Source organism: Psychrobacter sp. CAL346-MNA-CIBAN-0220 (assembly GCF_040309805.1).
Lineage (GTDB): Bacteria > Pseudomonadota > Gammaproteobacteria > Pseudomonadales > Moraxellaceae > Psychrobacter.
The window spans coordinates 1-252 of the sequence record NZ_JBEOPF010000542.1 but is presented as its reverse complement, the minus strand read 5'-3'; the positions used below and the strand labels follow the sequence as shown (position 1 = coordinate 252).

The following is a 252-nucleotide window of genomic DNA, read 5'->3' as shown; positions in this document are numbered from 1 at the left end:
CAATCGGGCTGATTTTAATATCAAGCTGATCAGTTTTAACGCTAATAAGGTTTTTATTTGCAGGTAATTCTATTGGTTCCCCAGAGATATCTGCTTCTGGAACGTCAGCACTGTGTTGTGAGGCGGCGTTAGTTTGGCTAACAGTTTGAGCTGTTGCCGGTTTTGGTGCTTTATCTGTTTGCCATTGTTGCCACATTAAAAAGCTGACAAACAGCAGACCGATTAGCAATATATTGCGTTGAGATTCCATAG

General features: G+C 41.3%; 1 protein-coding gene. It reads right to left on the bottom strand.

Translation table 11 applies throughout. The features are described 5' to 3' along the window. Positions 1 to 252, bottom strand: a 252-nt coding sequence (locus AAEY88_RS14710) for a hypothetical protein (RefSeq protein WP_350563579.1), incomplete at both ends; no start/stop codon positions are given.